Origin of the sequence: Pseudoalteromonas sp. T1lg22 (genome assembly GCF_002964645.1) — a bacterium.
Classification (GTDB): Bacteria; Pseudomonadota; Gammaproteobacteria; order Enterobacterales; family Alteromonadaceae; genus Pseudoalteromonas.
In genome coordinates, this window is record NZ_PQBY01000002.1 from 248,407 (window position 1) to 271,578 (window position 23,172).

A 23,172-nucleotide genomic window follows, 5' to 3' on the forward strand; every position below is an offset into this window, starting at 1 on the left:
GTTAGAATACCTGTAATTCAAGCTCGAATCAGCAAAATTTATAAAATCTATGAAACTATCCAATAAACAAAAGCAGTATCTGAAATCCCTTGCGCACCCACTGAAACCTGTGGTTTTACTGGGAGCCAATGGCCTAACCGAGGGCGTAATCGCCGAAATAGACAGTGCTTTGGATATTCACGAATTGATCAAAGTGAAGGTGCCAACCACGGATCGCGAGACCAAGGCCCTGATTTTTGACGCTATCGTACGCGAAACCGGTGCCCATAAAGTACAAAGCATCGGCCATATCATTGCCCTGTACCGCCAAAGCGAAGACCGTAAGATTCAATTGCCACGCAATTAATCACCTCGCTTCATACCAAAAAAGGTCAGCAATGCTGACCTTTTTTGTTTTTGTACCCTGTTCTAAGCGGTGCGCGGCAAGGCCAGTACTTGGTCGATAAACTGTGTAGTAAGTTCACTAATCAAACCGCTTTCGGCATTAAGCAAAAGACTAAAGCCGACGTTTAAGCGTGGGATCACCACGATATCGGTTCTATAACCCTGTACCCAACCACTGTGGTAGTAGATGGTTTCATCATCATATTGGTAGATACGCCAGCCCAAACCATAATGAGCCTGATTAACATGCTCACCCCATATGCGGCGACGACGCTCTTTTGTGGTCAGGGTATAAGGCTGAACCTGAGTTTGTAGCGCCGCCGGTGGTAACACACTCGGGTACATACCCAATTGCGCCTTTAACCATTGCACCATATCCGCTGCACTGGCATTGACGCCCGCTGCCGGCAGCACCTTGTAATAGTTTTTCTTTAAACGTGCGGTATGCCAGCGTTTGCGTCCTCGCACATGCGGATAGGCATAGTTTTCATCCACTATCATGCCCTCATAACCTAGACTCGCATGGCGCATACGTAAGGGCTCGAAAATATCTTCCCGCACCCAGGTCTCATAGTCCTTACCACTGGCGCGCTCAATCACATCGCCAACCAGGGAAAACATCACATTCTGATAGCCATAACATTCCCCCGGTTCACACACGGGTTCAATTTTCAGCAGCTTTTCAACAATATCCGGATAAGACATGCGTGATTCTACTAGGTTGTCGTAGGCATTGGGCACCAGGCCGCTGGAGTGACTCAGTAAATGCGAGACCTTAAGGGTATTTTTATAATCAGTGCTACGCAATTCAGGAATATATTGGTGCACAGGGGCATCCAGCTCTATAACCCCTTGCTCGGCCAACTTGGCAGCCAGCGAGCCAGCAAAGGTTTTCGACACCGAAGCAAGGCGAAAACGCGTATTCACATCAACTTGGCGCCCTTTTCTTATTTTGGTTTTACCAAAACCCAAGGCAATGGAAGGATAATCCGGATGCACTATCGACAAGGCGGCCCCAGGCACACGCTTTTGTTTAAGCTGACGCTCTAAATCGGCAACATAAGAGTCAACAAAGCCGTGCCATTGATACGCATCGGCGCCTATGGAAGCTCCATAAGCAGGCAATAAGGTACTGAAGATAAGACAGAAAGAAGCAACTAAACTCTTGGTTTTCATTATTGTTGTTTTAGCGATAACAGTTCAGATTGGGTAAATATTATCATGAACTTTAGGTTAAACTCACGTACAATGCTGTGTGGGTGTACTCAAGTATGGGTGCCTAAGCGCAGCGACAAGGGAAACTAAGAGTTATAAATAGTATGATGAAGAATTCTTTAGCACTGGCACTGCTTGGCTCGGCAATTTTGCTCAGCGGCTGTAGCAGCTTACAAACGACTTCTTTGCAACAGGCGCAAAGGGTTGCTATGCCAACGAAGCCGAGTCTTAGTGAGCGCACCTATGTTCTCGAATACCAGGTTGACCATCAGCAACCAAGGGTCAAGTCGGTGCAGCTTCCGGCTCACCCTGTTAAACGCGGACAAAGCGTGGTAATCGAAAGCGAGCAAGTAGCACTGACAGAGCGCCTACGCGATCGCCTGGTGGCCATTTTCAACGATAAATCCCTTGCGGTGATCAATGACGCCAAACAGGCGGACTATATTCTTAGCATTAATCAGCTGGATATTAGTGAGGCCGACAAGGTGGATTATCGCCTGAGCAATAGCCATATCCTCGGCGATGGTAGTCTTATTGAAGAATTCGCCGTACGCCAATGTAGCAATATTTCTGGCTCAGTCAGTATGAAACTCTTCCACCGAGCTTCCAAGGATGTGGTGTGGTTTGCCAAATCATCCATTGATACCGCCAGCTTTCAACGCAATCCCTTGCGTTATCAACTGACAATCAGCGATTACATAGATAATTTGGAGCAGGTTCAGGAGTTTGTGCAAACTCACAACTCACCGGATGCGCTCGCCGAACGTGGCGACAAGCCGGCACCTAAAGCGCCTCGCTATCAGGTCCTGAGTAAAATCTCGGCACTGGAAAAAATCGCCGGGTCCTGTAACGACACCGAGGTGAGTGCCTTAGTACCGGATCTGCACTACTACCTCAGCGGTATTTTGCTGGAGAAGATCAATATCAACTGATCGACTGGGCTTACCGGTACACCGCCGGTGAGCCCATCTACAATTTCTTACAGTTTTCGGCGCCCAAGCAACCTACTATAAAATAAAAAGCCTGAAGCCATGCCAATTCGTACCCTACTCGCCCTGCTGTTTTTGCTTATAAGCCAACCTAGTTTGGCGACCAACCGTTATTATTCAGACAACCGTTTGGAGCCTCAACCAGGCTTTAATTGGGATTGGAGCATAGGCGCCGGTTATTATATCGAAGACTCCTATCTGATTGGCCTCGACTCCTACGATGACGGTATTGAGCCGGATTTAAATCTGGTGATCAGCTATAACAACTTCTATCTGGATATAGACCATAGCCAGTTAAGCGGCGGTATGGTCATAGGCTATTCGCTGGTCGATAAGTTCGACTGGGGCCTGGATATTGTCGGTACCAATGTGCAAGCTGGATTCGATGAAACCGGCTTGAAAATCTATGACAGGGATGTAGTAGATGAGCTCGCCGGTATCGACCGCCGCCACTATGATTTCGATGTAGGGCTGAGATTATCGCGCCGTTTTGACGACATGCAACTGTCATTTGAGCTGATGCATGATATTACCGGCACTCATAACTCATGGATTTTCAGCAGCTTCTTAACCCGTATCAGCCAGTACCGGAATTGGGAGCTGCGCACAGGTTTGGGTTTTAACCATTATGGCGGCGATTTCACCGATTATTACTTTGGTATCGACGCCCATGAGGCCACCGCGCAGCGCCCCATCTACCAGGCCCACGCATCCCAATCCCTAGTGCTGGAATTTCACGCCGAGCATCCCTTATCACAAAACTGGGTGTTTTTAGCCGGCTGGCTCTCCACCTTATTTTCCTCGGAAATAAGCGACAGCCCGATAATATCTCAACAATACCAGCATAAGGCCAAGGTAGGCGTACGCTATGTTTTTTAGACTCAGCGCCAGCCTTAGTTTAATGTTAGCCCTGCCAAGCTGGGCGGCGCAGCCCGAGGCGTTGTCCGCCGAACTACCCACCTTGCTCAGCACGCCAAACACCTGTGTGGCACTGCGCCAGGGGCGCACCTGTTATTCCGATATCACCCTGAATTGGCAGGTGGACAACGAAGAGCGCTACTGTATTCGCCAAAACCAAGCCACTAAGCCCCTGCATTGTTGGCAACAGCAACAACAAGGCAAACTGGTGTTTGAATTCGCCAGCAAGACGGCGCAGGGTTTTGAATTATTTCATGTCACTACGGGCAAAGTGCTCGCCCGCACCGAGGTACGAGTGCAGTGGGTGTACACCAGCGGCCAGAAAAAAAGGCGATGGAGGTTATTTTAATGAGTCAGCAACCCCTTATTTTAGTGGTCGAGGACGACCCTTCGCTGAGCGAGTGGATGCTTGAATTTCTTGCTCAAAACGGCTATCGCGTGGGCCTGTGCGACAAGGGCAACGAGGTCGAAGCCTATGTGCGCGAACACAATCCAGATTTAATCTTACTCGATATTATGCTGCCCGGTCTCGACGGCGTTAGCGTGTGCACCCGATTACGTCAGTTTTATCAGCAACCCATTATCATGCTGACCGCCCGCGATGAAGAGCTCGACGAGGTAATAGGGTTAGAAGTCGGTGCCAGCGATTATATCGCCAAACCAGCCCGTCCTCGCGTATTGCTGGCCAGAATTAAGGCCAGTTTACGGGATATGGCCGACGATTCTCAGCCATCCGCAGAGCCGATGCATATTAAAGTGGGGCAATTGCATATAGACATGCAGGCGCACCGCGTGACCCTGGCCGAGCAAGCGGTGGAACTCTCTCATGCAGAATTTTCGTTGCTGGCCTATCTTGCCCGCCACGCCGGTGAGGTGGTTGACCGAGACTCTGTGTTCAAGGCCATCAAGGGTCGCGAATATGACGGCTTAGATAGAAGCATAGATGTGGTGATATCGGCGCTGCGCAAACGTTTTGATGGCAATGGCGAGCAGCCGCAACGAATAAAAACCATCTGGGGCAAGGGCTATTTATTGGTTAAAGATGCCTGGCATGCGGATACTGCCGACTAGGCGCACAGGCTAAGAGGCGGCAATGAAAAAGCTCTACTTATCCTTATTGGCCACGGCGCTGCTGTCTGTGGTACTGCTCAGCTGGTTGATCGATGGCATCGCCAGCAACAACGATGAGCACAATGATTTTAATCAGCAGCAAGCGCTCCTAAGCGGCATGCTTTCCTACCTGGCCAGCTATCCCGCAGAGCAACAACGCCAGCAACTGGCGACGCTTAACAGCCACTTTAACTTGAATATTGGCTATGCCGCCAATAGCGACCTTGCCTTACCCTCACCACTGCGCCAACAGCTTTATCAAGAGCAAGGGCTAACCTTGGCCGATGAGGAGGGCCTTTACTTGGTACGCTCCACGCCACAACTGGCCGACCATCACCTCACCATGCGGTTACCCAAACCGGCCAGCTCTCACCATGATCTACTGCTCACCGTTCTGTTTTACTGCGGCTTTAGCCTGTGCATGTGGTTACCCCTAATACCTTTGACCCGGCGCATTACCACCTTGGCCAATGCCGCGACACGATTTGCCAAGGGAAAACTCGACACCCGCATTGCCAGCAGCCGTTTTAGCTATACACAACAGCTTGAGCGCAGCTTTAACTCCATGGCCGAGCAGATCAATGCGCTGTTGGCGGAGAATAAACTGATGGCATCGAGCCTCTCCCATGATATTCGCACCCCCATCGCCTGTCTGCGCTTTGGCCTTGATGCCGCCATGGACAGCGAAGATGAGCAAAGCAAGCAGGCCTACCTGACGCGCATGGAAAAAGATCTCGATACCATGGAGTCCATGCTTAAGAGCTACCTCAGTTTTGCCGCCCTGCAACAACAGAATATTGAACTAAATTACAGCCGCACCGAGCTTTACCCTTATTTACAAGAGGTAGGTGAGCAGTTACTACCCCAACTAGGCGGCATACAGGTGCACATAGACTGCCCCCATCAGCTGATGGTACAGGCCGACCTGCATTGGTTGGCGCGCTGTATCCATAATATTCTTACCAATGCCCTGCGCTATGCCGACAACCAGATAGTTATCAGCGCCTACACCGAAGCGCAGCAATTACACATCAGCATTGCCGATGATGGCCCAGGCGTCCCGGCGCAAGAGCGCGCGGCTGTGCTTAAGCCCTTTTATCAAAGCGCTAAGCATCGCAATCAAAACGGTTATGGTTTGGGCCTGGCCATTTGCCACAAGGTGATGTTGTGGCATCAGGGCAAGCTGCAGGTGGGTTCATCGGCAAAATTAGGCGGTGCACAATTCACCTTGATACTGCCGATGTAACACAGCGTTTACATCGCTCTAGCCCACAGCACATTGCTAATGTGGCGGCGTCGCCCTAAGACCGGGCATTGCGCCGATAGCATGGAAATTGTTCGTATAGCGCGCTTTACCCCGGCTACAGTGTACTAATTGCCGCTTTGTGCTTTTTATTTCACGTAAATTACAGTAGATTTAGGGCGCAGTTCACCTACAGAGAAATATAATAATATGAGTGCGTCGCGTGGGGAGTTTAGCTCCCGTTTTGGTTTTATAATGGCCGCTGCCGGTTCGGCAGTGGGACTAGGTAATATTTGGGGCTTTCCCACTCAAACCGCCTCCAATGGTGGCGCCGCCTTTGTGCTTGCTTATCTGGTTCTAGCCTTCTGTTTAGCCTATCCCGCATTAATGGCCGAGCTGGTTGTTGGCCGTTATGGTCAGGCCAATGCCGTAAGTTCGCTAAAAAAAGTATCCAAGCATAAGTGGCAACACCCACTGGCATTCTTAGTTGGTTTTGGCGGCATTATCTGTGCCGGCATGATTTTAAGTTTTTATGCCATAGTTGCCGGTTGGATGATCAGTTATACCGCTGAGCCTATTGCCCAACTTGTGGGTGCTCCAGAGGCAGCAAACTGGCTGACGAGTCAATCCTTAACCCGTAACTTACTCTTTGCTGGCGGCTTTATCGTGCTGACCGTGATGATCATCAGTAAAGGCGTTGAGAATGGCATAGAAAAGTGGTCAAAGCGCTTGATGCCGGCCTTGCTGGGCATTTTATTTGCGTTGATCGCCTATGTAATGAGCCAGGACGGTGCCAGTGAAGGCCTGCGCAATTACCTGCTACCGGACTTTAGCGCCATCTTTGAGCCTACTCTGCTGGTGAGTGCCCTGGGTCAGGCGTTTTTCTCGCTGTCACTGGGTACCAGTGTCATGATCATTTACGGCTCATACATTTCTAAACAAGAAAACCTGGTTACTCTGGGCGCCTCGGTAACCCTTATCGATGTGTTTATCGCCTTCGTTGCCGGTTTACTTATTATTCCGGCCATGTATGTGGCACAGGAGCAAGGGGTACAAATCTTTGACGAAGCGGGTAAGTTACTCTCGGAAGACACACTCGTGTTCCAGGTATTGCCAGCCCTGTTTGATACCATGGGCAGCGCCGGTCTGTTTGTGGGTTTTGCCTTCTTCGCGCTAATGAGTATTGCCGCCCTGACCTCCTCTATTTCCATGTTAGAAGCTCCGGTGTCTTACACGGTAGAGAAATTTGGCCTTGACCGTAAACCGGCGACCTGGACCATAGGCGCCTTCATCGGCTCAATAAGCACCATCATATTGCTTAACTTTGAACAATTGTTTGGTTTAGTGATCGCCATCACCACTCGTTTTGGCCAACCGCTATTAGGCTTAATGTGTTGTGTTTTTGTTGGCTGGATCTGGAGCCGTGCATCACTGCTTAAAGAAATTCAATCCGGCTGCCCAGAAGCCGCCAATAGCTGGTTCTGGAAGATTTGGCCCTGGTACATCAAGTTTGTATGCCCAGTGTGTATCGCCCTGGTGTTTATTAACTCGCTACGTTAATTCAAGGTAATACCGAAAAAGGCCGCACTCGCGGCCTTTTTTATCACCCCTTTTCCTTAAATATGCCTTATAAAACAAGCTAATTGCTCATTGGACGGGATGTACCTATTTTTCTATGCTAGCATCTGTTTGCTTTCACATTGGATTAACAAGTACATAACAAGGAAATACACATGAAAGCCATTATGGTTTTTTTATCTACCCTAGTACTTACACTGGGCCTAAGCTCCAATGCTAAGGCCGCAGAGTACGAAATCAACTACCCTAGCGCCAGTTCATCAGTGCCCTACCCGGGCTTGGACCTGAACATGGTAAAAAAGATAAAGGTCAAAACATCGAACTCACTTCATACGCCCGAGCAATCACTGGATGAACTCGAAATTGTTTTCGAAAACGCAACTAACCTAGTCGTTAAAGGCTTTCAAAAAGAATCTAGCTACGGCCCAGATCTATATAAAGCCATGGTCAACGATGCCTGGGTGTACAGTAAAGTGTTAGTCACCGTATTTGCATCTGACAAAATTAGCGGTGGCAGAAACCTCACTATCGAATTACAGGTCATGGAAATGACCAATGAGCTGAACGAACTAAATTACTCGCATGGCCTGATGATATTCAACGCTCAAGGTATCTTAAATGACGTCACCCCGGTGACGGTCGCCGATATCGAAACCATCAGCTACCAAGATAAAGACATGACCCTCACCTTGTATCAAAGAGCCATGTTTGACGAGTTCAATGGCGAAGGCTTTAAGATAAAGGTTAACTGGATGGGCAACGGAGAAAAAATAATTAACATCCCTGCACCCATTTCGAGCGAAGAATATTCATTCTTTAAAGCGGCTGATTTGGAGATTCAAACTGAGACATTCCCTGATGGCTTCACTGACCACCAGTTTAGGATCAAGTATCAAGACCCGTTTGGCTACACCCAATACACGCCGTTTGAACCGTTAGCCCCATACATAGATCAGGCTTTCCAAAGCTACCCCTAATCTAAGAGAACACCAATGGTGAAAGCCGGAAGCGGAGCCTAGGCTCCGCTTTTTTTTGCGGTCAAAGAATTAATCTACACGATTTCAATTAAATGCGGGAAAAATGAAGCGCCCTAAATCCAAAGGTTTAATACCCGGCTCTTTCATCATTTATAACAGTTCCATATCCTGATGCTCTATGCCGTCTTCTAGATAAGGCTCGCCTTTAGTTTGAAAACCAAAGCCGCGATAAAAGTCGAGCAAATAGGTTTGTGCGCTTAGCACCACGGTGCACCCGGGACAGTGACTGTGGCACAGGGACAGAGCCTCCTTCATCAGCGCCTTAGCAAGGCCCTTTCCACGCCATTGCTTGACGCAAAGCACCCGCCCTATGGCTACCTTTTCCCCTTTACTTATACAACGGGCATAAGCGCATAACTGGCCGTCTTGATACCCCAAAAGATGCAGTGTATCCGCTGCGATATCGGCATCATCCAGTTCAGGGTAAGGACAGTTTTGCTCAACCACAAACACATCAACGCGGGCGCGCATCAGGGTGAAGAGCTCATCAGTGCTTAGCTCATTAAAATGTTTATGCAGCCATAGAATACTCATGGGTTACTCCGACAGTTGCTCTGACAAAAAAGCCCAGCTAGGCCGGGCTTTCGATTAGTTTTTATTAATAACCGAGGGCTATCAGTGAATTAAGCGCTCAAGCTGGTCGCAAATCTGCGATAGATTCACATGATCATGCTCTATGGTGAGGTCGATATAACCGTCAGCACGAAATGCGCGGTCAAGCTCAATCAGCACATGGGTTTTATGGGCCTCAGGTACAAAAGACAGCTCCACTTCCTGAATGCCGAACATACCGCGATTTCCCGGGCGGTATTCCAACTCCTGATAACAACCTGAGGTCGACTGAAAGCTAGGAGCGCGCAGATAACCCTTTTCCACGTCGGCTTTAACCAAGGAAAAGCCTAGCTTATCCATGGCCTGCATACAGGTTTTGACCGCCTCATTAGGATAGATGTGCAGCACATCACGGTCGCTGGCATCAAGGGCCAAATCAATATTCAAACCGGTTTGTATCCACACCTGAGTCTGGTTATAACCGGCACTAAATTCGGTGATCGGCGTTTCCGAATGCAGTCTTGCCTCAAACGGAATACGGTGCTCTTCACCCGGTTGCAAGGTCAGCTTTTCACTCACCCGCCATTTATCAATAACATGGTTGGCAAAGTAGGCGCCGTCATCCGCTTCTACTTTGACGCGAGTCATTAATGCCAATTCCAGACCAGAAATATCTTGTTCGACATCACCGCCTTGAATGATGATTTCGGCATGAAATTTTTGTCCAGGGTGCAAATGCTCGGTTTGTAGCACTGTGTCTACTTTAGCCGCACCAATACCAACTGAAGCCAGGATTTTTTTAAACATAACTACTCCTGTTTTAAGATCCTTTTGTCGCATCTTAACCACATTTTTATGACCTTGTCAGTGAAAAGTTTAGGTTAGCGACAAATAATACCAATTCACTTAAATAGCTAATCATTCTAGCGGGCTAAATATCATGCTAACGGCGTTGGAATTTTTCTATGTAGAATGTACATAAGAAAAATTCCGCCTTGTTATCACATCATTTATCCAGCGCTATCTCTGCTCACATACTTAACAGAATTGGTATAATCAAATTTTTGCCCGTAATGGGCTAACGAACTATAAAGTCGCATATTTTCATCAAGCCTGGCTTTCGCTACACTGTTAGCATATTGACTATAAAAAGAAATCTATGGAACTCATCTTTTTCGCCGTTGCTTTTGTTTGCGGTTTCGCCGCCTACCAGGTAAAACTGCCGCCCATGGTAGGCTTTTTAATTGCCGGCTTCGTCTTGCATTTCGCCGGCTATAAAACCACTGAATTACTAAACAGTATTGCCAGTTTGGGGATCACCCTACTGCTTTTTAGTATCGGCCTTAAACTGAAAGTCTCTAGCTTGATGAAGGTACAGGTCTGGGCCCCGGCAACGGCGCATATAGTCCTTAGCACGGCACTGTTTGGCGGCTTTTTACTGCTGCTGGGTATCTTTGCCCTACCGCTGTTTGTGGAATTAAACTGGCAAACCGCCTTATTGCTGGGCTTTGCCTTTAGTTTCTCAAGCACGGTTTTTGCCGTTAAGGTCTTGGAAGACCGCGGTGAAATGGCCAGCCTGCACGGTAAAATTTCCATCGGTATCTTGGTTATGCAGGATATTTTTGCGGTGCTTTTTTTAGTCGCCAGCACCGGCAAGCTACCTAACTATTGGGCTCTTGCCCTGCTGGTATTGTTGCCACTGTTTCGCCCGGTTATGTTTTGGATCCTAAACCGCTCAAAACACGGCGAACTGCTGCCGCTATTCGGTTTTTTCTTCGCCCTGGTCGCGGGTTATCAAGCCTTTGAGTTTGCCGGTATTAAGGGTGATCTGGGCGCATTGATCCTGGGCATGATGTTTGCCAGCCATAAAAAGGCCAGCGAATTAGCCAAGTCCTTATTGAGCTTTAAGGACATCCTGCTCGTCGGCTTTTTCCTCACCATAGGCTTAAACGCCGAGCTAAGCTTTAATGCCCTGGTCGCCGCCTTGCTGATTGTTTCAGTACTCGGGATCAAGGTAGCGCTTTATTATATTTTGACCAATTCTGTGCGCCTGCGCGCCCGTACCTCTTTGCTTAGCGCCTTTACCCTTGCCAATTACAGTGAATTTGGCCTGATAGTCTGCGCCGTTGCCGCCAGCACTGGCTGGGTGTCTTCACAATGGCTGGCGGTTGTGGCTACAGCGGTGGCCATCACCTTTATTATTGCCTCGCCTCTTAATGGCCGCGCCAACGATATCTATGTACGTATGGAAAACTGGCTACTGCGTTTTGAAAGCGATACTCGCCTTGAGGAAGAGTTGCCGGTTAACCTGCACAACACCCGTATTGTGATCTTCGGCATGGGCCGTATAGGAACCGGTGCCTACGAAACCATAGCCAGCAGTTTCCCCGATGCGGTGGCCGGGATCGATATTAAACCGGAAGTGGTAGCCCGCCATGTTAAACGTGGACGCCGCGCCCTGACAGCCGATGCCACGGATCCGGATTTTTGGCAACGGCTGAACCACTCCCAGGTGGAGATGGTTATGTTGGCCATGCCTAAACACAATCAAAATATCTTCGCGCTACAGCAACTCAAGGTCTCGGGCTATCAGGGTCAGGTGACCGCCATTGCCAACTACCCGGATCAACAAAAAGAATTGCGCGAGCTTGGCGTCGACTCTACCTATAACTTCTACCTCGAAGCAGGTAGCGGTTTTGCCGAGCACGTTAAGGAAAAAATCGCCCTTAGCTAACTCTACTCATGTTCACAGGTGATAACTCAGGCTCTTGAGTTATCACCATATTTCTGCGAACTCATCACATCAGCCTGCGCTCATTCTCACCCTATTTACAAAGCTTTACACGGCAACTGGTCATAGCACTCAAAAAAGGAGTACACTTAATTTCCAGGCTGATATAAGTCTCTATTTTTAACACAAAATTTGAGTTCACTTACGCCAGCATTAAGGAAGGTTTTTGCGCAGTACCCAGGTAGGAGGTGGTATGTCCATCAACAAAAAGATGACGACATTACAGGAACCAGATGCACAACAGTTGCAAGACGTGCAGTTACAGCTTGATTCTCTTCAAGATGCGGGGGTGACACCTCAGTACATGCGCTACGTGTTATTCCAGAAGATGCTGGATGTTTATCAGGTGCCTAAAGATCATGCAATGCGTACCAAGAGCACGCCGACGCGTTTAGACGACCCAGATTTAATCGGTAAACTCAAAGAAATGGGTTTTGCCAAAGCCAAAACATATCACTAGTTTATGAGGGCCTATTCCCTCACTTTAATAGGCTGGCAATGCCCGTCGCCAGCCTATTTCCCCCTACTCCAACCTAAATTCACCAATTGCGATTAGCTAGGCTTCTGGCTGTTTTTTCGCCTTGCTCTTGAATCGTTGCGGCACTAAAGTGGCAAAAGAGTCTACAAAGGGCTTGGTATAAATGGCCCAAATAGAATTGTGTCCGGCATCGTATTGACCAACGCCTATATTGATTTTACCCACTTCATCGGCGCGGATCAGGGTGCCAAACAGTCTGTCCCAAATTGCCAGAGCCGAGCCCAGGTTAGTATCAAAATGAGCCGGATTGTCACTGTGATGAATTTGATGTTGGGCCGGGCTAATAAACCATTTTTCCACGCCCTTGCCCCAACTCAGCCAGACATGGGAATGCCGTAGGTTAGAGCCCATGGCATTAAAGGCAAAAACAAAGACGTTGGCACCGAGAATATCGAACATCGACAAGGTATTACCAAAAAGGTAGTAGCACAGCCCTACCACTAGACCTTGCGACAAGGCCATACGACAAGCATAGAGGTAGCTTTCCAGCGGATGCGAGCGATAAATGGTAAAAGGTGTCAGCACCTTAGCGGAATGATGAACCTTATGGTAGTGCCATAAAAAGGGGATCTTATGCAGGGCATAATGCAGAATAAAGCGCGAGAAATCATCGGCCAAAAACAACAAGATGGTAAAGATAACCACCACACTTGTCTCGCTTAACGCAAATGGCCTGGGCTTGCCAAATAGAGCTTCGAGCACCTCGGTGGTGCCCAGAGCCACCGGCACCATGGTCAGAACCACAGGAGCGAAAAGCAAGGCCTTGAGGATACGGTTGTAAATCCAGAGCTGGTAGTCTTGGCGGGCACTGGGGGCCCACCAGATCTTTTTTGCAAACACATAGCGCAAAAAACCACGCGGGGAGGCTTTGCCTTGACGCTTGGCATAAACAAACAGGGCTAATAGCAGGGCCATGATGATATAACCAATAAAAATACGTTTATTGGCATCAAAAAGATAATCAGGCGTTTGTGCAATACTTTGCCAAATTGTCTCGATCATGACCCTTTCCTAAATATACCAATTCACTTAAATAGTTACATACTTAACAGAATTGGTATTAAAACTGATACTTGTAGCCAATCGATAAAGTACGTGGCTTGCCAGGGCGAGCACCGTAAGGACGGCGGCTGATGATCTTATCCTGATCGAACAAATTATCAACCTTGGCATATAAGCGGCCGTATTGACCGAGCTCGTAATGAGCAGCCAAGTCCACCACTGTCGTGGCTGGTACTTCTTCCCCGGCCAGAGCCAGTTCAAAGCCCTCATAACCTACACCTGCGGTCTCAGGCATATCACTGACATACTAACCAGCATATCCAGCGCCCAATCCTGATGTGCCAAACCAATGCTTAAAGTAGCCTGGTGTGTTGGCAAATAAGGCAGACGATCGCCCTTACGAATATGGCCCCACTGCACGAATTCGGAGAACAGCTCTTCTTTGAATTCGCTTTGCGTGTAGGTGTAAGTCAGACTCATGGGGATATCCAGATGCAGATTCAACGGATAGGTTTGCGCCAATTGCGACTCAACACCCCATACATCCACTTCACCGCCGCTAAATTCACGGTCAAGCTGGCCTTGAGAACCACAGTTTGATTGACCACAGCTTTCGATCAAATTCGAATAATCGTTAAAGAAGCCGATCACTTCAAAGCGGGTCACGCCATCGTTAAAGCGGCCACCGAACTCGTAGTTAACGCTTTTCTCAAAGTCATCTTCACCGGCACGTACGGGAGCCGCAGGGCTCGACGGCACAAAGCCCTGATGCACACCGAATAATAAGCCACTGTCTTCATTCAACTGATAAAAACCGCTGACGCCCGGAAGCCAGATGCGAGTGGTCTTTTGCTGATAGTCATCGGCGAAATCCGGCTTGTCGTTTTGGTACTCCATATCCATCAATTCACCGCGTACGCCCAGGCCCAGAGTAAGCTGGCCTAGTGTCACCTGATCTTCCAGGTAAACCGACCAGGCATCGGTCGATTCGGTATTCTCGGTGGTGAAGTGACGAGTATCGGCAACCTTGGTATTAAAGCCATCCACCATGGCATAGGTGTCTTCAAAATGGTTACGTTCTATTTCGTCCTGATGGAAACGCACCCCAAAGGAGACCTTGTGATCCATGCCAAACAAAGCCGTGCGCCAATTACCATCGACCTGAATACCCTGGGAATAGTATTCGCGATCATTGGTGCCCATGGTCAGATAATAGGTGGTTTCACCGGCAAGCACGGAGTCACGTTGACCAGTGATCACCTGATACTGCTCTTCATACACATCCGGGCTGGCGAGAATATCGGAGAGGCTGGCACTGGTGTTGCCAACGCCGTTAAGCTTAAGCCAGGCTCGCTCATAATCATTACGATAGACACGCGTGGTCAAATCAAAGTCTTGGCCACTAAGCTGATGGGTGAACATCACCTGGGTGTGCTCTGTATCCATTTGCGCCGGTTGCGACGCCGCATAACGACGGTATGGATTTTGTGCATAATCGCTGTCGGTTAGGCCTAAGTAGGTTTCGTCCGACAATTCATCGGCATAAGAGAGCTTAAGCTCAAAACGCTGATCAAAACGTTCGCCATCAAGTTGATAGTCAAGCTTCACCAAGAAGTCGTCTTTTTCAAAACCAGTGTCGCCGCCGCCATCAAGCTCTTTGAAGCCATCACTCTCTAAGTGCAATCCTTCAACCAAGAAGCCAAAGTTACCCTGGCGGTCGCCGTAATAACCATGGGCCTTGTTGTAACCATCGCCGCCCACGGCTAGGTCGATACCACCGGTGGCATAATCAGGCACCTGACGGCTAACCAGGTTTAGGGTACCGGCCACTGTTTGGGGACCATATTTAATGGCCGCAGGGCCTTTAAATACTTCCACCGCGGTCATGCGGGTGGTTACCGGGAAGTAATAGGCAGCCGGCGCCGAATAAGGCGCGGGGCCTATTAATACGCCGTCTTCTAAGATGGTGATCTTCTTACTGCGCTCAGGAGTCACGCCACGAAAGCCGATATTCGGGCGCAGACCAAAGCCGTCTTCTTCACGAATATTGACGCCAGGCACCTGTGACAGGACGCGGTGAATATCATCAAATTCGAACTCTTCGAGTTGTTCTTCACCGATCAAAGTCGCAGAGCCTGCTTCGGTGCGCAGCTTGTCGTGGTGGCTGATAATTTGAATATGCTCAAGGGATTTTTTTTCATCGGCAACTGCGTTAAATCCCAGCGCCGCGATGCTTACGGCTAAGGCTAATTTACTGTAGTTCATGGTCTTCCTTAGTCGTTATCACCGGCAGAAGTAGCCGGAAGCTCAAGAGCAAGTTCGTTAATAAAGTCGTTTTTCAGCTCATCTGTGATGGCTTTCACCTTGGTATGAACGTCACGTACCTGCTGTTCATTGTCGATAAGCGCGCTGGCCAGGCTCGAGTCGATGGCGGCTATCGCTGCCTTGGTCTCGCTAATGGCCAATAACATGCGCTCCTTGGTGGCCGTCGCCTGCTCTTCATCCAGATAATCGTCAAAACCCACCAAGGCCTCCTGGCCTTGCTGCTGACCCACTAACAGGGCTTCAAACGCCAAGAGGTTAGCCTGAATATTGGCAAGCGAGCTTTTTGCATCCAGGCTTTCTACGTCCTCGGCACAGGCAGAGGTGCCGCATGAGTTAGGTAAAATACCGATAGGCTCGGCCAGCTTCTTATCCTTGACCATTTCGGTCAGGTAGAACATGGCATCGGAGATATGGTTTAAGGCAACGTGGGCGTTTTCAAACTGAGAGTTAGGCTCACCGGCGCTTTTCAACTGTGCCGCAAAGCCGTTGTCGCCTTGCCATTTATTGAGTAACTCCTCGGCGGATACGATCAGGTCGTCTGCGGCGGTAACCGCATATTCGCAGCGCGCCACCTTGCGCTCAAGCTCGGGTAAACTATTCCAGTCGGCCAGCGCCTCGTTGGCGATGCTGCAGTGATGATCGTACTGGGGGTTAAATAGCACATGCTGCAGCGCAAACAAACCACGGCGAGTGGCGGTGCGGGTGCTGATATCGTAAGGACGGTTAGGGTCCAGATTAATAACCCCATCCTTGTGATAGGCCACATCCTGGTCGATGCCGCAACGGCTGATAGCCGGCCATGAATAGATGCGATTACGCAGCTCACCACTGTTGCTAAGTAGTGGCCCCATTTGCATCACTTCCACCTGCTGCCAGGCACCCATGGTATCTAACCAGGCATTTTGCGCCGTACTCATCGCCGCTAACGCCTGCTCCGATCTGCTTTCTATGCTCGCCTGTTCAAGGGCGCAGTAATCGGCAATGGCAGTGCGCTGAGCTTGCGCCTGGGTATAAAACAGGCTGTAAGCCGGGGTAATTACATTATCGACCAGACTGGCAACCAGCGCCGCTTCATCGAAAGTGGTCGGGTTGGTGATCACCCCTTGATCGCCGCCGTTATTAAAGCCTTCGCCCTGTGAGCTTGAAGTGCTCTCGCCACAGCCTACCAGGGCCAAGGTCAAGGCGAGTGCCAGGGTTTTAACGCGAAAATTCGCAGTAATCATATTTCATCCTATTTAGCCAAACTCCCAGTGGCTGGGAGGTGCTGAAAACGACAAAAGGCCAGCCGCGAATATGCTCGCGACTAGCCTTAAAAGTTATTATGTTGGCGTGTTGCCTTGTTTCATTGCTTACCAGTTAGCAACATTGTCGGCGTTAAAGCCGTAGATGTTTTGCAGTAAGTCGCGGGCCGCCATTAAGTTCGCCTGATATGCGGCAATGGCTGCAAGGTCTGCATCCTTATCCACCCCTTCTCCTACTACTGGCATATCGCCTAGCAAGGTATGCAACTGGGCAAATTTACCTTCATTAGCCGCAGCATTAAACGGCGTGAATGGGCTGAACTGAAAGTTCATGGCAAAGCCCTTCATTTCCGAGAAATGCTTGGCCAGGTTAGCGAAGTCCTCAGCTGTATAACTATCCTCTGGATCCACAGCAATACCAGCGGCAATCGTGTCTAAGTCAGCGTGAGTCTCGTTGATGTAGTGTACAACGGTAGCGGCAATGGCGTTTTCCCAGTTGGCGACGGCGATATCACGCTGTACTTTTAGGGCATCCATTTGCTCTGCGTTAAGATTAGCGCCTACGTTGTCGTTGATAATCTTACGACCGGCGATAAAGGCATTCATGGCCGCCGCCGAGAAGTCCGTGGTTACCGTGGCGCCACGGTCACGCTTGGCGGCATTGGTCGAGTTACCCCAGTTATATTCTGAGTTAAGGTTGATCTGACCATCGCCAGAATAGTCGTTATACCCTGAGGCGAAGGCCTCGCGACCGCCTTTACCAGCAAGCTCATCATCGCTGTATTCCAGGTAGTTGCGCGCCGCACCGAAGTAACCGAAGCCTTCATCGAAGTGGTGCTCGAGCGTGGTGTACAGATCACCGTTGATGTTATCTACTGAGTCCGTGTTAAAACCTATGCTTTCTTCCAGGTAGTCATCGGTACCTTGCGAAAACATCAGGGCGCCAAGGGTGTGCTTTTGAATAAGCTGGTTTAAATCTAAGCCCGATTCAGTGATATAAAGCTTGGTGATGGTGTTGCCATCAGGGTCGACCAGCATTTCACCGCCGTTGTATTTATCGATATTGGCGGCCAATAGATCAAAGTAATGGAAGATCAAACCTTCAGGCGTCTTTGCTTGTGTGCCGAAATCATTCCAACCCAGGAAGTTACCTTCTTCCTGCCAGGCTTTGTGCATTTTGTCCAGGCTGTCTTTACCTGCAATTTTTAGACTAAGCTCTTTGCCCGAAGAGGAAATATCCGCAAATGAGTGTTGTACCGTGTCGATATCACCAAGGAAGCTTAGGCTGTCATCCTTTACTACCTCGTATGAACCGTCAACGTCACCCCAAAGAGCATGCAAACGCGCTTTTACCATGGCACCCGTAAGGCTATTAGTAGTTACATAGTCATCTGTTAACTGACCGATATAGTGTTTAATTTCAGCCGAGAGTGCGTGGCGAGCGATCTGGCCGCTGTAAGAGACCGAAGAACCAGCACCCAGTTTAGAAGCAAACTCATAGATGTTTACGCCATCTTGAGCTTCAACATCGTCAACGCTGATGGTCAATTCTTTGCTAAAGGTTAAGCCACCTGCGTCTGTTACCGTCACTGTCACCTTGGCATCGCTTTGCTGCTCAAAGTTAAGGGCGATGCCCTCTTTTAGCTTTAGCGTGGTGCCATCAACAATTTCAAACAGGGCTTCATCGGCCGCGAGTTTGAAGGTTAAACCCGATGTGCTGTCATCCGTTGCGTTTAGTGTCCCTACCACAAAACCTACCTGGTCATCATTGACCAAGCTTGCTGAAACAGCAATATCTGTAGGAGCTTTGTTTACCGGTGGAGGAGTCGTGCCCCCGTTATCCGAGCCAGAGCCACCGCCACATGCGGTCAGGCCTAAGGTTGCTGCTAGTACAGCGGTAGTCAGTAGAGATTTGCGCAAGTTCATGTTGTCATCCCAAGGTAGATAATAATCATTCTTGTTTGTAATTAGGGGCACATTATAACGATACGCAAATAACAATCAATATCATTTATTAATTTATTTAAATTAAGTTATTAGTTTTGATAACACCTGTTAAAGAAGTAGGAACTAATTGAGCTTTGACTTGTTTTGCGGCAGTGACATAACGAACTTAGCACCGCCTAAGGCGCTGCTATCAACACTGATTTTACCCTGGTGCCACTGCACTATTTTTGCCGTTATGGCCAAGCCTAGGCCATAGCCGCCAGTGCTTTTGGCACGGCTTTGGTCGAGACGAATAAAGGGTTTAAAGATATCGGCCCGTTTTGATTCTGCGATACCGGCGCCATCATCCTCAATGTAAACATCGCATTGCTCCTCATTGGAACAAATGCGCACCTGAATATGATGGCGGGCATGCTTGATGGCATTGCCGAGCAGATTTTGCAGGGCACGGGCTAAAAAGTGCGGGTCGCAGCGATACAGGTTAGGTTGCTCGTGCAACACCTCTATATGCACCTTGCTGTCAAAGTTCAGTTTTTCCACCATGCTATCGACCAGCTCATTAAGGTCGACCAGTTCCAGCGCCAAGGTCGGTCTCTGTGCATCTAAGCGTGCGTAGTGGAGCATTTCGCTGACTAAATTTTCCAGCTCGGTAATATCCGAGGTCATGGACTGCATATACTTTTGCTGCTTTTCGTCGCTGCCCTGCTCTAGCATGGCCAGAGCAAACTTAAGCCGTGCCAGGGGCGTGCGAAATTCATGAGAAACGGATGATGTAAGCTCACGCTGAGCGTTAAGCAGGCTATGAATGCGCTGCTGCATCACCTGCAAGGCATCGGTGATGGGTAATAAGAAGGAGCGACCCATTCCGCTGACATTAATATCGGTGCGGCCATCCACCTGAGCACAAGTTTCACTGAGTTTATTAAAATCGCGCCACAGCATTAGACTCCACAGCCCTACCGGTGCGCCAACCACCAGCAATACCAGCAAATAAGGGCCGACAAAGTTCTCGCCTGGGGCCTTTGGCAATTCTACTGGGCCTATTTGTAATAACTCTTGATCATCAAGGGGCACATACCAGAGCAAATGCTCTTCGGCATTGAAAACATGCACGGCCTGCGCCTGCTCAAGACGTTGCTCAAGCTCGTTCGGGAGGGAGATATCGCTGCGCTGCAACAAACGCATGGGGTATTGACTATTAATATACTGACGACCGAGATCGCTTTGCGCCAGGGCTTTAAAATTGTTGCCCAACTCCATCGCCAAAGGTGTCGACTGCTCCTCTGTGGGCCATAGCCTTTCTATGGCCCCGGTCACTATGACCAGAGAAACAATAATATATAAGTAAAGGCTGACAAAGAGTTTGCCCAAGCTAGTTATTCACTCCAGGCGTCGCTGACAAAGAGATAACCTTGACCCCAAACCGTCTTGATTTTATAGGGTTTATCACTGTTATCGCCGAGCTTTTTACGCAGCCGCGAAATACGCACATCCACGGTGCGATCTAAGCCATCGTATTGGCGGCCAATCATTTGCTCATGCACATATTCACGGCTTAACACCTCACCGGCATTGCTGGCAAGCAACCATAAAAGCTCAAACTCATGGGAAGTAAGGGTGATCTCACCGCCTTTTAAGGTAACGATACGGCTGTTTTTATCGATTTTCAGCTCGCCGAAGGTGACGCTTTGCACCACTTTATCTTGCTCTTGGGTACGGCGTAATAAGGCGGTAATACGTGCCAACAGTACTCTGGGCTCTGCCGGTTTGATCACATAATCATCGGCGCCCAATTCCAGACCGATCACCTGATCGAAGTCTTCACCCTTGGCGGTCAGCATCAAAATAGGGAAAGAATACTTATCACGCACTTCGCGGCATACGGCAAAGCCATCTTTGCCCGGCAGCATTACGTCTAAAATCATCAAGTCCACTTGATTCTTTTGCACATAATCCATTACCTCGTCACCGCGAGATAATACTGCCACATTGAGATTATTCTGTTGTAAGTAGTCCCGGGTTAGCTCCTGTAGAGCCAGATCGTCTTCGACTAAGAGTATGTTCGCCATGGGCCAACTCCTGAATTAAAAAAAACTCCACACGGAACGTAAGCGTCGACGCGAGCTGCGTAACGTTTGTAATTCCAGCTGGGTATCTACGACTAATTCGCCTGTGTGCGCATGAGTGAGGGAGTATATGGCGGGTAACTGAACCTCGGCTTTATACTGCCACAACCCCTGTTGCTGCGCGGGCCAACAGCCCAAGGTGCGCTTATTTTCCAGCAAACACACCGGTATGGCTTCGGGCAAAGTCCAGCGAATATTGACCTCAGTTGTACAGGCCTGTTCTTTGTTTTCAACCACACAATATTGTGGCGAGATCTCCAGCAGTTCGTCACTGTACGCGGGCATGGCTGTCATTATCATCACACTGCCGATCACTGCTGTTGCCGCCACACTCATCATGCTAAAAAAGGTGCTTCACACCGATAAATAAGGTCAACGAAGAAGATTCCTTAAACAATGGGCTGGCTTTGGCCTGAGTATCGTAATCGATATAACCTAAATGCATACGCAGCGCATTGCGTTCGTCGACTATATAGCTAACGTCTATTTTAGCATAGGGCTGGACACTGCTACCAACAAGAACATCCGCATAACCGCCTGTTTCTTCACGACTTAAGCCATAAAAATAGTCGCTCTGCTCGCTACTGCTGTAATTGACGCCGATATTGGGTTCCAAAACCCATTGTTCAAAACGATACCCCCAACGCCAGCTTGCTTGGGCGCGCCAGCCGCGATAAACATCGCTAACATCCGCCAAAGCCTTGACCTGAAACTGTCCTATCGGGGAGAAATAATGATATTCAAAACCGGCATCGAGAGCCCAATGGCGTTTATCAAGGTCATCGACTCTTACTCTTGCCGGACCTTCTGCTGTTAAAGGAGTATTACTGTCTATTTGTTGCAGCGCAAATACACTGCTGGGGTGCCAATCGACAAAAAATCGTGTTTCCGGGTTAATCTCGGTAATAGCACTGAGCACATGCGCGTCTTGGTTAATAAAGGTGTAACCCAGCTGATTGTTGTCGAGATACCAAGTATCTGTGTAATAGGCGATATCGGGAACCAGATACAAGGACACATCATCGCCGCCATAAAGCGGATTGGTCATCATCCCATAGCCGATGTTCACGCCAAGATGCCATTGCTTTAAGGGTACCTCATTGGCCTGTACGCCACTGCCAAACGCAGCCAAGGCGGCACTCAACACCGAATTATGAAGCCCTAAACGCATATGCTTTCCCGAAAATAAAAGTGCCGCTATCCTAGCAACAGTCAAGGTTTTGTTCAGTATGCAATAACAATCGTTAACAAATCACTTCATTTTGGTCACTTAGACGCCATTTATAATTGCTCAGCCAACTGCCAGCAGGCGCCGAGCACCGGCTCAGACAGACGTCGTTGCAAGGCCACCAAGCCAATTTCAAACGGCGGTGGCGCATCGCCGACTTTGACTATCTGCACCTTATCACTAAACGGACTATTCTCTAACACCACCTGCGGGATCAAGGCCACCCCCAAACCCAAACTGACCATGGACACCAGAGCTTCATGGCCACTGACCTGGGCATAAATGGGCGGCTGTATCCGCCTTGCTCGCCACCAATTAATCAAGCGGGTGCGATTTTCCCCCTGCTCGGGAATAACAAAGGGAAGTTGCTCCCAGGCAATCGCCCCGCCCTGATTGATCTGCTGGCTCACCTCACAGGGAATTTTTGGGGCGATAAACACCAGCTCCGACCAACCCAAACGACAAAATGCCAATTGTTGTGCCAAACGCTCGGGCCTGGCGGCGATGGCGACGTCTTCATGATGATCCAATACCCGCTCCGGCGCCTGAGCCGGGTCGCCTGTATGCAACTTCATTTCAATTTTGCCATGGCGCTGACGCAGTGCCGATAACAAAGGGTTTAAAAAGCTGTAGGCGGCACTGACGGAGCAATAAATACTGAGCTCACCGGCTACCTCCTGCTCCTGGCTCAGGCTGGTTTTGAATTGCTGCCAATGAGCCAAGGTGCTTTTGGCATATTGAATAAAATGCATGCCTGCCGAGGTCAACTGTACCTGACGGTTGTCACGCACAAACAGCTCGCTCCCTACCTCCTGCTCTAGCTGCTTAATGTTGCGGCTCAGGGTCGAGGCACTGATATAACAGCGCTCGCTAGCGCGACCAAAGTGTAAGGTCTCGGCGAGCGCCAAAAAGTAATGGAGTTGCTTATGTTGCATGGCCACCTCGTTT

21 protein-coding genes and 1 pseudogene are annotated in these 23,172 nt (G+C 49.2%); 10 read left to right on the top strand and 12 right to left on the bottom strand.

The window, feature by feature from the left end; genetic code table 11:
• The first annotated feature begins 49 nt into the window (after window positions 1-49).
• Window positions 50-346: a ribosome assembly RNA-binding protein YhbY gene (gene yhbY / locus C2M24_RS01115; protein ID WP_105190062.1), complete on the top strand. Its 297-nt coding sequence runs from the start codon at window positions 50-52 to the stop codon at window positions 344-346.
• Between the two features lie 62 nt (window positions 347-408).
• Here the strand turns inward: yhbY and C2M24_RS01120 are convergent, their stop codons facing one another.
• The gene (locus tag C2M24_RS01120) at window positions 409-1,560 is read right to left on the bottom strand and encodes a serine hydrolase domain-containing protein (RefSeq protein ID WP_105213012.1); all 1,152 of its coding nucleotides are present in this window, start codon (window positions 1,558-1,560) and stop codon (window positions 409-411) included.
• A 143-nt stretch (window positions 1,561-1,703) separates the two neighbouring features.
• On the opposite strand from C2M24_RS01120, the gene C2M24_RS01125 reads away from it, so the two are divergent.
• From C2M24_RS01125 to C2M24_RS01155, 7 genes are all read left to right on the top strand, one after another.
• Complete coding sequence (locus tag C2M24_RS01125) at window positions 1,704-2,531, top strand: hypothetical protein (RefSeq protein WP_158677932.1); 828 nt, start codon at window positions 1,704-1,706, stop codon at window positions 2,529-2,531.
• Between the two features lie 99 nt (window positions 2,532-2,630).
• Complete coding sequence (locus C2M24_RS01130; RefSeq protein ID WP_105213014.1) at window positions 2,631-3,467, top strand: MipA/OmpV family protein; 837 nt, start codon at window positions 2,631-2,633, stop codon at window positions 3,465-3,467.
• Window positions 3,457-3,855 carry a DUF3019 domain-containing protein gene (locus C2M24_RS01135; RefSeq protein WP_105213015.1) on the top strand — a complete coding sequence of 133 codons (399 nt, stop codon included), beginning with the start codon at window positions 3,457-3,459 and terminating at the stop codon, window positions 3,853-3,855. Before C2M24_RS01130 ends, C2M24_RS01135 begins: the two co-directional genes overlap by 11 nt.
• A complete protein-coding gene (locus tag C2M24_RS01140; RefSeq protein WP_105201047.1) occupies window positions 3,855-4,577 on the top strand; it encodes a response regulator transcription factor in 723 nt (240 codons plus the stop codon). The genes C2M24_RS01135 and C2M24_RS01140 overlap by 1 nt, the downstream gene beginning before the upstream one ends.
• A 22-nt stretch (window positions 4,578-4,599) precedes the next feature.
• The gene (locus tag C2M24_RS01145) at window positions 4,600-5,862 is read left to right on the top strand and encodes an ATP-binding protein (RefSeq protein WP_105213016.1); all 1,263 of its coding nucleotides are present in this window, start codon (window positions 4,600-4,602) and stop codon (window positions 5,860-5,862) included.
• A 207-nt stretch (window positions 5,863-6,069) separates the two neighbouring features.
• Complete coding sequence (locus C2M24_RS01150) at window positions 6,070-7,419, top strand: sodium-dependent transporter (protein WP_105213017.1); 1,350 nt, start codon at window positions 6,070-6,072, stop codon at window positions 7,417-7,419.
• A 173-nt stretch (window positions 7,420-7,592) separates the two neighbouring features.
• The gene (locus C2M24_RS01155) at window positions 7,593-8,414 is read left to right on the top strand and encodes a hypothetical protein (protein ID WP_105213018.1); all 822 of its coding nucleotides are present in this window, start codon (window positions 7,593-7,595) and stop codon (window positions 8,412-8,414) included.
• Between the two features lie 150 nt (window positions 8,415-8,564).
• Here the strand turns inward: C2M24_RS01155 and C2M24_RS01160 are convergent, their stop codons facing one another.
• Both C2M24_RS01160 and C2M24_RS01165 read right to left on the bottom strand, forming a co-directional pair.
• Window positions 8,565-9,008 (bottom strand): GNAT family N-acetyltransferase, encoded by a 444-nt coding sequence (locus tag C2M24_RS01160; RefSeq protein ID WP_105201043.1) that lies wholly within the window; start codon window positions 9,006-9,008, stop codon window positions 8,565-8,567.
• 81 nt (window positions 9,009-9,089) lie between these two features.
• Window positions 9,090-9,833 carry a sporulation protein gene (locus tag C2M24_RS01165; RefSeq protein ID WP_105201042.1) on the bottom strand — a complete coding sequence of 248 codons (744 nt, stop codon included), beginning with the start codon at window positions 9,831-9,833 and terminating at the stop codon, window positions 9,090-9,092.
• Between the two features lie 352 nt (window positions 9,834-10,185).
• Here C2M24_RS01165 and C2M24_RS01170 point away from each other — a divergent pair, with 352 nt between their 5' ends.
• A complete protein-coding gene (locus C2M24_RS01170) occupies window positions 10,186-11,760 on the top strand; it encodes a cation:proton antiporter family protein (protein WP_105213019.1) in 1,575 nt (524 codons plus the stop codon).
• 250 nt (window positions 11,761-12,010) lie between these two features.
• The gene (locus tag C2M24_RS01175) at window positions 12,011-12,277 is read left to right on the top strand and encodes a hypothetical protein (protein ID WP_105201041.1); all 267 of its coding nucleotides are present in this window, start codon (window positions 12,011-12,013) and stop codon (window positions 12,275-12,277) included.
• Window positions 12,278-12,373: 96 nt separating this feature from the next.
• Here C2M24_RS01175 and C2M24_RS01180 read toward each other — a convergent pair whose 3' ends face one another.
• The 9 genes and pseudogenes from C2M24_RS01180 to ilvY all read right to left on the bottom strand — a co-directional run bounded on the left by C2M24_RS01180 (window position 12,374) and on the right by ilvY (window position 23,159).
• A complete protein-coding gene (locus tag C2M24_RS01180; protein ID WP_105213020.1) occupies window positions 12,374-13,357 on the bottom strand; it encodes a sterol desaturase family protein in 984 nt (327 codons plus the stop codon).
• A gap of 58 nt (window positions 13,358-13,415) precedes the next feature.
• Window positions 13,416-15,622: pseudogene (locus C2M24_RS01185) on the bottom strand (TonB-dependent receptor family protein).
• An 8-nt stretch (window positions 15,623-15,630) separates the two neighbouring features.
• A complete protein-coding gene (locus tag C2M24_RS01190; RefSeq protein ID WP_105213021.1) occupies window positions 15,631-16,905 on the bottom strand; it encodes an imelysin family protein in 1,275 nt (424 codons plus the stop codon).
• Window positions 16,906-17,031: 126 nt separating this feature from the next.
• Window positions 17,032-18,849 carry a cadherin repeat domain-containing protein gene (locus C2M24_RS01195; RefSeq protein WP_105213022.1) on the bottom strand — a complete coding sequence of 606 codons (1,818 nt, stop codon included), beginning with the start codon at window positions 18,847-18,849 and terminating at the stop codon, window positions 17,032-17,034.
• A 144-nt stretch (window positions 18,850-18,993) separates the two neighbouring features.
• A complete protein-coding gene (locus C2M24_RS01200) occupies window positions 18,994-20,241 on the bottom strand; it encodes an ATP-binding protein (protein ID WP_105213023.1) in 1,248 nt (415 codons plus the stop codon).
• Window positions 20,242-20,246: 5 nt separating this feature from the next.
• Complete coding sequence (locus tag C2M24_RS01205) at window positions 20,247-20,939, bottom strand: response regulator (RefSeq protein WP_105201035.1); 693 nt, start codon at window positions 20,937-20,939, stop codon at window positions 20,247-20,249.
• 15 nt (window positions 20,940-20,954) lie between these two features.
• Window positions 20,955-21,326 carry a DUF3019 domain-containing protein gene (locus C2M24_RS01210; RefSeq protein WP_158681444.1) on the bottom strand — a complete coding sequence of 124 codons (372 nt, stop codon included), beginning with the start codon at window positions 21,324-21,326 and terminating at the stop codon, window positions 20,955-20,957.
• 10 nt (window positions 21,327-21,336) lie between these two features.
• Window positions 21,337-22,167, bottom strand: a complete 831-nt coding sequence (locus C2M24_RS01215) for a MipA/OmpV family protein (RefSeq protein WP_105213024.1) — start codon at window positions 22,165-22,167, stop codon at window positions 21,337-21,339.
• Window positions 22,168-22,277: 110 nt separating this feature from the next.
• Window positions 22,278-23,159, bottom strand: a complete 882-nt coding sequence (ilvY, locus tag C2M24_RS01220; RefSeq protein WP_105213025.1) for an HTH-type transcriptional activator IlvY — start codon at window positions 23,157-23,159, stop codon at window positions 22,278-22,280.
• Window positions 23,160-23,172: the final 13 nt, after the last annotated feature.

Excerpts from the sequence above, each read along its gene's own strand:
- yhbY (WP_105190062.1), top strand. The coding sequence starts at position 50 with ATGAAACTATCCAATAAACAAAAGCAGTATCTGAAATCCCTTGCGCAC.
- C2M24_RS01120 (WP_105213012.1), bottom strand. The coding sequence starts at position 1,560 with ATGAAAACCAAGAGTTTAGTTGCTTCTTTCTGTCTTATCTTCAGTACC.
- C2M24_RS01125 (WP_158677932.1), top strand. The coding sequence starts at position 1,704 with ATGATGAAGAATTCTTTAGCACTGGCACTGCTTGGCTCGGCAATTTTG.
- C2M24_RS01130 (WP_105213014.1), top strand. The coding sequence starts at position 2,631 with ATGCCAATTCGTACCCTACTCGCCCTGCTGTTTTTGCTTATAAGCCAA.
- C2M24_RS01135 (WP_105213015.1), top strand. The coding sequence starts at position 3,457 with ATGTTTTTTAGACTCAGCGCCAGCCTTAGTTTAATGTTAGCCCTGCCA.
- C2M24_RS01140 (WP_105201047.1), top strand. The coding sequence starts at position 3,855 with ATGAGTCAGCAACCCCTTATTTTAGTGGTCGAGGACGACCCTTCGCTG.
- C2M24_RS01145 (WP_105213016.1), top strand. The coding sequence starts at position 4,600 with ATGAAAAAGCTCTACTTATCCTTATTGGCCACGGCGCTGCTGTCTGTG.
- C2M24_RS01150 (WP_105213017.1), top strand. The coding sequence starts at position 6,070 with ATGAGTGCGTCGCGTGGGGAGTTTAGCTCCCGTTTTGGTTTTATAATG.
- C2M24_RS01155 (WP_105213018.1), top strand. The coding sequence starts at position 7,593 with ATGAAAGCCATTATGGTTTTTTTATCTACCCTAGTACTTACACTGGGC.
- C2M24_RS01160 (WP_105201043.1), bottom strand. The coding sequence starts at position 9,008 with ATGAGTATTCTATGGCTGCATAAACATTTTAATGAGCTAAGCACTGAT.
- C2M24_RS01165 (WP_105201042.1), bottom strand. The coding sequence starts at position 9,833 with ATGTTTAAAAAAATCCTGGCTTCAGTTGGTATTGGTGCGGCTAAAGTA.
- C2M24_RS01170 (WP_105213019.1), top strand. The coding sequence starts at position 10,186 with ATGGAACTCATCTTTTTCGCCGTTGCTTTTGTTTGCGGTTTCGCCGCC.
- C2M24_RS01175 (WP_105201041.1), top strand. The coding sequence starts at position 12,011 with ATGTCCATCAACAAAAAGATGACGACATTACAGGAACCAGATGCACAA.
- C2M24_RS01180 (WP_105213020.1), bottom strand. The coding sequence starts at position 13,357 with ATGATCGAGACAATTTGGCAAAGTATTGCACAAACGCCTGATTATCTT.
- C2M24_RS01190 (WP_105213021.1), bottom strand. The coding sequence starts at position 16,905 with ATGATTACTGCGAATTTTCGCGTTAAAACCCTGGCACTCGCCTTGACC.
- C2M24_RS01195 (WP_105213022.1), bottom strand. The coding sequence starts at position 18,849 with ATGAACTTGCGCAAATCTCTACTGACTACCGCTGTACTAGCAGCAACC.
- C2M24_RS01205 (WP_105201035.1), bottom strand. The coding sequence starts at position 20,939 with ATGGCGAACATACTCTTAGTCGAAGACGATCTGGCTCTACAGGAGCTA.
- C2M24_RS01215 (WP_105213024.1), bottom strand. The coding sequence starts at position 22,167 with ATGCGTTTAGGGCTTCATAATTCGGTGTTGAGTGCCGCCTTGGCTGCG.
- ilvY (WP_105213025.1), bottom strand. The coding sequence starts at position 23,159 with ATGCAACATAAGCAACTCCATTACTTTTTGGCGCTCGCCGAGACCTTA.